The following is a 7,159-nucleotide window of genomic DNA, read 5'->3' on the forward strand; positions in this document are numbered from 1 at the left end:
GGCGCGCGCCGGCGGTCAGAACCGCGCGGTCATGCTCAGGAAATAGCTGCGCCCGGCCACGAAGTAGTCGGTGGAGCCTTCGGCATACAGCTTCTTGTCGGCCAGATTGCTGACGCCGCCGCGCAGGGTCAGCACTTCGTTGACGTTCCATGCCGCGGTCAGGTCATACAGGGTGTAGGCCTTGAGGAACGTCGTGGCGGTGCCGGTCTGCTTGCCGGTGTACTGCGCCGACAGGCTGCTGGAAAACACCGTGTTGGGCGCCCAGTCCAGCGACGAGTAGCCGGAGAATTCCGGCGTATCGATCAGATTCCTGCCGGTGGTCAGGTTCTTGGCCTCCTTCATCCAGGTGGCCGAAGTGCGCCAGCGCCAGTGCTCGCCGAAACGGAAGTTGAGGTTGCCTTCCATGCCGCTGGTACGGGCGCGCTGCACGTTGCTCATGCGCGTCCACCAGATGCCGTTGAACCGGCCCAGCGGCGCGTACTCGATCTTGTTCCTGAAGTCGGTATGGAAGTAGGTCAGGCCCGCATCGACCAGGTCGTTGTCGAAGCTGATGCCGATCTCGCGGTTGGTGCTGGTTTCCGGGTCCAGGTCCGGGTTGCCGGCCATGTAGCAGCCGCCGCGGGTATAGCCGAACGGGATCAGCGAAGTGCAGCCGCGGCCGCCGGACTGGGTGGCCGCGCTGGGCGAATTCTCGGTCAGGCTGGGCGCGCGGAAGCCTTTGGAAACGCCACCGCGGATCGTCCACTGCTCGGCCGGATGCCAGACCAGGTAGGCTCGCGGGCTGACGTGGCCGCCGAACGTCTCATGGTGGTCCAGGCGTGCGCCCAGCGTCAGCGCCAGGGTGCGGTGCAGCTTCAGTTCGTCCTCGACGAACAGCGCCCAGGTATCGACCTCCAGGTCCGAGCCACTGACCGCGTTGCCGGCGTAGTCGATCGGCGCGCGGCCGATGGTGTCGGTGTTGGTCAGCTCCTGACGCTTCCACTGGCCGCCCACGGCGAACTGGTGTTCAACGCCAAGGGTGAAGGGCGTGGTCAGGCTGCCTTCGATGATCGTATCGGTGGCCTCGGAACGGCCGGTGGCACCGATGTCGTTCCTGTACTCGGTCCAGTAGGCGCTGAGCTTCGAGTTGCCGAAACGCCACTTGCCATCGTGGCTGAGTGCCAGCGAGCTGCGCTTGAGTTCACTGGCACCCCAGGCGCCTTCGTCCTGCCTCTCCAGCGATGCATCGATGAAGGCCTGCTGCACGCCGTGGCCGGCCTCCAGCGACAGTTCCTGCGCATCGCTGAGCCTCCACTGCAGCAGCGCGTCGACATTGCGGTCCTTCTCGCCGGCGTAGGCGTTGCCGTAGACACCGCCGTTGGAGCGGTCCGAGTCGCGGCGCATGCTGTTGGCGCCGATGCGCAGCCCGAAGCGCTCGCCGAGCGGGCCGGAGAACGTCGCGCCGATCTGCTGGGTATCCCCGCGCTTGCCGTCGCCCGGGCGGGTGTAGCTGTGGGTGGCGCTGCCGTTCCAGTCATCGCCGATGCGCTTGGTGATGATGTTGATCACGCCGCCCATCGCGTCAGAGCCATACAGCGACGACATCGGGCCGCGCACCACCTCGATGCGTTCGATCTGGTCGGGAGAGATCCAGTTCAGGTCCTGGCGGCCCAGGTCGGGACGGTAGTTGGTGGAGGCAGAACTGCCCATGCGCTTGCCGTCCACCAGCACCAGCGTGTAATTGGAGGGCATGCCGCGCAGCTTGATCTTGGACTGTTCGCCCGCGGCGCTGAGGCCGCCGGTCACGCCCGGCACGCGGCTGAGCAGAGTGGCCAGGTCGTGCACCGGCTGGCGCTCGATGTCCTCGCGGCTGATCACGCTGATGCTGGCCGGCGCATCCTTGATCCATTGCTGGGTGCCCGAGGCGGTGACCACCACGGTATCCAGATCCTTGGTGGAGGCATCGGCGCTGGCCTCAGCGGCAGCCAGCCCGGGCAGGGCCAGCAGGCAAGCAGTGGCCAGGGCAGTGGCCAGGCGGGTACGCGGCAGGCGCGCGGAGCGGAAAGGGTACGGCAGGGACATGACGGCTTCCATGGGAGAGAGAAGGGACCCGGTGGAAGCAGCAGGTGCAGCGGACAGCAGGCAGCCCCTTCCCTGGGTCGTCGGCGCGCGGTGTGTACGGCGCAGCTGGGTGGGTCTGTGCCGTGCGGAAGACGGTGACCTGCCTGGTTAATGAAATGATAACCGTTCGCGTTTGTTACGATCCAGTACCCCCGGTGACGAAGTGACAACCTCCTGCGCCGCCACGGCACGCCTGCTGTTTGCTGAATGGGGATAAATCCCGGCGTAGACCTTCGCACGCGGCTTACATCCGGCGCCCTAGACTGGGCCGCATTTTCGATTCCGCCCCGTTGGAGATCGTGTGGGTTCCGGTAGTGACAGACATCGACTGTGTGGCCCAGCGCCGACACAGCCAGGACAAGTGCGGGCGCCGGGAAGGCGCGCCGGGAACCTTCGTGCATGCAGCCCGGCCGGGACGGCCGGCCGTGCCGATCGTGGGGAGTAAGCGGTGATGGGGGGGCAAACCATCCACGCAGGCGCGGAGGCACCCGGGCTCGACGCCGGGTGGGCGCTGCTGCCGGCCGAGTCGCCGCTGCAGATGCCCGAGCAGACCCTGCGCGCAGGCGAACTGAAGGTCCGCCGTCACCGCACCTCGCCGCGGCTGATCGGCCTGCGCCGGTTCTATATCTTCGGCGGCACGCTGGCGATGACCGCCATCGCCACCCGGATGATGTGGCGGGTGCTGTCGGCCAATGGCACCAGCGTGCTCGAAGCCTGCCTGCTGGTCCTGTTTGTCGGCCTGTTCGCCTGGATCGCGCTGTCTTTCGCCAGCGCCCTGGCCGGCTTCCTGACCGCCGTGTTCGATCGTGGCTACCGCCTCGGCATCGACCCGGACAAGCCGCTGCCAACCGTGCACAGCCGCACCGCGCTGCTGATGCCGACCTACAACGAAGACCCGCGTCGCCTGTTGGCCGGCCTGCAGGCCATCTACGAATCAGTGGCCGCCACCGGCCAGCTGGAGCGCTTCGACTTCTTCGTGCTCAGCGACACACGCCGCGAGGACATCGCGCGCGCCGAGGAACAGGTGTTCGCCGAGCTGCGCGATCGCGTACCGGACGGCCGGGCGCGGCTGTTCTATCGCCGCCGTGGCGACAACAGCGGGCGCAAGGCCGGCAACATCGCCGACTGGGTCCGCCGCTTCGGTGGGGCCTACCCGCAGATGCTGATCCTCGACGCCGACAGCCTGATGACCGGCGACAGCATCGTGCGCCTGGTGGCCGGCATGGAACACAACGCCGATGTGGGCCTGATCCAGACCCTGCCGTCGGTGATTGGTGGCCGCACCCTGTTCGCCCGCATGCAGCAGTTCGGCGGCCGCGTGTACGGCCCGGTGATCGCCCGTGGCGTGGCCTGGTGGCATGGCGCTGAGAGCAACTACTGGGGTCACAACGCGATCATCCGCACCCGTGCCTTTGCCGACCACGCCGGCCTGCCGGCGCTGCCGGGGCGCAAGCCGTTCGGCGGCCACGTGCTCAGCCATGATTTCGTCGAAGCGGCACTGATGCGCCGCGGCGGCTGGGCCGCGCACATGGTGCCGTACCTCGGCGGCAGCTACGAGGAAGGGCCGCCGACCTTGACCGACCTGCTGGTGCGCGACCGCCGCTGGTGCCAGGGCAACCTGCAGCATGGCAAGGTGGTCGGCAGCCGTGGCCTGCACTGGATCAGCCGTACCCACATGCTGATCGGCATCGGCCATTACTTCACCGCACCGATGTGGGCGATGCTGATGTTGATCGGCATCGCCATTCCGCTGTTCCAGGAGGGCATCGATTTCAATGCCCTGCTGCACCTGTCACCGAGCGTGTACTGGCGCGCCCAGGATGAGGAGCAGGTCGTCCGCCTGTTCGCGGCGACCATGGCGGTGCTGCTGCTGCCCAAGGTGCTGGGCTACTTGGCGATGCTGCTGGACCCGGTCGACCGCCGTGGCTGTGGTGGTGCGATCCGCGCGTTCGTCTCGATGCTGGTGGAAACCGTACTGGCCGCGCTGATGGCACCGGTGGTGATGTACGTGCAGTCGCGCGGCGTCGCTGAAGTGTTGTCCGGCCGCGATTCCGGCTGGGATGCGCAGCAGCGTGACGACGGCGGCATTTCGTGGATGGCACTGATCCGTGGCTACGGCGGCCTCGGCGTGTTTGGTGCGTTCATGGGCGTGCTGGCCTGGGCGGTGTCGCCGTCGCTGGCAGCCTGGATGGCGCCGGTGGTGATCGGCATGGTATTGGCGGTGCCGGTGGTGGCGCTGACCTCCTCGCGCGGCCCGGGTGCCTTCCTGCACCGTCTTGGGCTGCTCGATATCCCCGAGGAGAACATCCCGCCGCCGGTGCTGGTGCGTGCGGCACAACTGCGCCGGGAAGCCGCCGAGCAACCGCCGCTGTACTGATCCGCCTGCGCCAGCGGCATAATGCGGCTCGAACTTGAAGGAGCCGCATCATGCTGCAAACGGTGGAACAGGAAACCGGCGCCTCGCCGCAGTGGTCGGTGATCTGGCTGCACGGCCTCGGTGCCGACGGCCATGACTTCGCGCCGATCGTGCCGGAACTGGTGCGCCCGCACTGGCCGGCGCTGCGCTTCGTGTTCCCGCATGCACCGGTGCGGCCGATCACGATCAACAACGGCGTGCCGATGCGTGGCTGGTACGACATCGTCGGCATGGATTTCCGTTCGCGCGCCGACATGGCCGGCGTGCAGGAATCGGTGGTGCAGCTGGATGCACTGATCGCCCGCGAGATCGAGCGTGGCATCGCTCCGGAAAGGATCTTCCTGGCAGGTTTTTCGCAGGGCGGCGCGATCATCCTGACCGCCGCGCTGTCGCGCACTGCGCCGCTGGCCGGTCTGATTGCGTTGTCCACCTACCTGCCCGAAGCTGAAGGCGCCAAGCGCGTTGACGGTGCCGTGCAGGTGCCGGTGTTCATGGCCCATGGCAGCAGCGATCCGGTGATTCCACAGGCGGTGGCCGTACACAGCGCACAGGCGTTGCAGGCGCTGGGCCTGGAAGTGGAATGGCACAGCTACCCGATGGCCCACCAGGTCTGCGCCGAAGAGATCCAGGCGCTGGGTGACTGGCTGCAGGAACGGCTGGGCGTCGCCTGAGCCATGCCCCCGGCCAGCACGCCGCCGTGGATGCCGGAACTGTGCCGCCTGCCGCGGCTGGCGGCGATGCTCGGCCTGGCCGAGCTGGTGGTGGTAGTGCTGGCGCTGGCGCCCGATGGCAGCCGTCACTGGACCTTCGGCGAACTGTTGTCGGCCAGTGGCTTCGCGTTGTGGCTTGCGCTGGCGGTGACCGCCAGCCTGTGCCTGCTGCGGCAGGCGCTGTCGAGGCTGCCGCAGCTGCTGGGGGCCGTCGCGGCGATCACGCTGGCGACCCTGATCGCGGTGGTCTGCGCCGGCGTCGTGCATGCGCTGTACGCGGTGCTGGGGGACAACTTTGCTCGGGGAATCAGCTTCTGGCGCTTCACGCTCGGCAGCGCGGCCACCACCGCGCTGATCACCGCGCTGGCCCTGCGCTATTTCTACGTGAGCGACCGCTGGGCCGCGCAGGTGCAGGCCAATGCCCGTGCCCAGGCCGACGCGCTGCAGGCGCGGATCCGTCCGCATTTCCTGTTCAACAGCATGAACCTGATCGCCAGCCTGCTGCATCGCGACCCGGCTGTGGCCGAACGTGCGGTGCTCGATCTGTCCGATCTGTTCCGTGCCGCGCTGGGTGCCGGCGAGGGCGATTCCACCCTGCGCGACGAATGCGAGCTGGCCGAGCGCTACCTGTCGATCGAATCGCTGCGCCTGGGCGAGCGCCTGCAGGTGCGCTGGCAGCGCGACGAGCCACTGCCGTGGGACCTGCCATTGCCGAGGCTGGTGCTGCAGCCGCTGGTGGAGAACGCCGTGCTGCACGGCATCTCGCGCCTGCCCGAAGGCGGCACCATCGAGCTGCAGCTGGCGCGCGAGGGCAATGAGCTGCAGATCCGCGTGCGCAATCCGGCGCCAGACCCGCAGGCACCCGGGCTGGCCCTGGCGCGCGGTGCCGGCCATGCCCAGCACAGTATCGGCCATCGGCTGGCCTGGCGCTTCGGCAGCGCCGCCCGGATGACGGCTGGCTGGAGCGAGGGCTACTATGCCTGCCAGGTGACAGTGCCGATCCAGTGAGGGGACGATCGTGAGGGTAGTCATCGCCGATGACGAACCGCTGGCGCGTGAGCGCCTGCGCAGCCTGTTGGCCGCGCAGGACGGCGTGGATGTGGTGGCCGAGGCCGGCAATGGCGAGCAGGCCCTGCACGCGTGCGCGGAGCTGCAGCCGGACCTGGTCCTGCTGGATATCGCCATGCCTGGGCTGGATGGCCTGGAAGCCGCCCGCCACCTGGCCAGCTTCGAGCCGCGCCCGGCGGTGGTGTTCTGCACTGCCTACGACGCGCATGCACTGTCGGCGTTCGAGGCCGCAGCGATCGACTACCTGATGAAGCCGGTGCGCGCCGAACGCCTGGCAGCGGCGATTGCGCGTGCACGCACGTTCCTGGCCGGCCGCGACGGCCAGCCGCAGGAACACAGCGGGCAGCAGGCCCGCAGCATGCTGTGCGCGCGCCTGCGTGGCAGCCTGCGGCTGATTCCGCTGGACGACATCCATTACCTGCAGGCCGAAGAGAAGTACGTGGTAGTACACCACGCGCGCGGCGAGGACCTGATCGAGGAATCGCTGAAGTCGCTGGAAGAAGAGTTCGCCAGCCGCTTCATCCGCATCCATCGCAACTGCCTTGTGGCACGCCATGAGCTGGTGGAGCTGCGTCGTGGCACGGGCGGCCAGGTGCAGGCGATGCTGCGTCATGGCAAGCAACCGCTGGAAGTCAGCCGCCGCTGCGTGGCGACGCTGAAGCAGGAACTGCGGCATCTGTGAGTGTTCCGCGCGGCCTGCGGCCGCGACTGCTTTCAGATCAACATCAAGATCAACAGCAACAGCAACGGCGGGTTGGTCGGCTCGTTGGTGCTACGTACTGGGTCGGGCCGGGGTGGGGTGGCGGGACACGCTGCAAGTACATCCCTGTAAGCTCGATGGCGCCTTGCTCGTGTGCGCTGTCCT

Annotated in this window: 5 protein-coding genes; 4 read left to right on the plus strand and 1 reads right to left on the minus strand. The window is 67.8% G+C overall.

Features of this window, described 5'->3' with window-relative positions; translation table 11 throughout:
* Positions 1-15: 15 nt before the first annotated feature.
* The gene (locus N5J73_RS12910; RefSeq protein WP_049449101.1) at positions 16-2,061 is read right to left on the minus strand and encodes a TonB-dependent receptor; all 2,046 of its coding nucleotides are present in this window, start codon (positions 2,059-2,061) and stop codon (positions 16-18) included.
* A gap of 490 nt (positions 2,062-2,551) precedes the next feature.
* Between N5J73_RS12910 and mdoH the strand changes: the two genes are divergently transcribed.
* From mdoH to N5J73_RS12930, 4 genes are read left to right on the plus strand one after another with little or no spacing between them, the layout of a single operon-like run.
* Complete coding sequence (mdoH, locus tag N5J73_RS12915) at positions 2,552-4,477, plus strand: glucans biosynthesis glucosyltransferase MdoH (protein WP_049449103.1); 1,926 nt, start codon at positions 2,552-2,554, stop codon at positions 4,475-4,477.
* 50 nt (positions 4,478-4,527) lie between these two features.
* The gene (locus N5J73_RS12920; RefSeq protein WP_080354945.1) at positions 4,528-5,187 is read left to right on the plus strand and encodes an alpha/beta hydrolase; all 660 of its coding nucleotides are present in this window, start codon (positions 4,528-4,530) and stop codon (positions 5,185-5,187) included.
* A gap of 3 nt (positions 5,188-5,190) precedes the next feature.
* Positions 5,191-6,234: a sensor histidine kinase gene (locus tag N5J73_RS12925; protein ID WP_193391127.1), complete on the plus strand. Its 1,044-nt coding sequence runs from the start codon at positions 5,191-5,193 to the stop codon at positions 6,232-6,234.
* Between the two features lie 10 nt (positions 6,235-6,244).
* Positions 6,245-6,976 (plus strand): LytTR family DNA-binding domain-containing protein, encoded by a 732-nt coding sequence (locus N5J73_RS12930; protein WP_049449107.1) that lies wholly within the window; start codon positions 6,245-6,247, stop codon positions 6,974-6,976.
* Positions 6,977-7,159 lie beyond the last annotated feature (183 nt).

The organism is Stenotrophomonas sp. GD03654 (genome assembly GCF_029845105.1).
Lineage (GTDB): Bacteria > Pseudomonadota > Gammaproteobacteria > Xanthomonadales > Xanthomonadaceae > Stenotrophomonas > Stenotrophomonas africana.

What these genes read in the sequence shown, in the direction of transcription:
- mdoH (WP_049449103.1), top strand. Translation starts at nt 2,552, where the DNA reads ATGGGGGGGCAAACCATCCACGCAGGCGCGGAGGCACCCGGGCTCGAC.
- N5J73_RS12910 (WP_049449101.1), bottom strand. Translation starts at nt 2,061, where the DNA reads ATGTCCCTGCCGTACCCTTTCCGCTCCGCGCGCCTGCCGCGTACCCGC.
- N5J73_RS12925 (WP_193391127.1), top strand. Translation starts at nt 5,191, where the DNA reads ATGCCCCCGGCCAGCACGCCGCCGTGGATGCCGGAACTGTGCCGCCTG.
- N5J73_RS12920 (WP_080354945.1), top strand. Translation starts at nt 4,528, where the DNA reads ATGCTGCAAACGGTGGAACAGGAAACCGGCGCCTCGCCGCAGTGGTCG.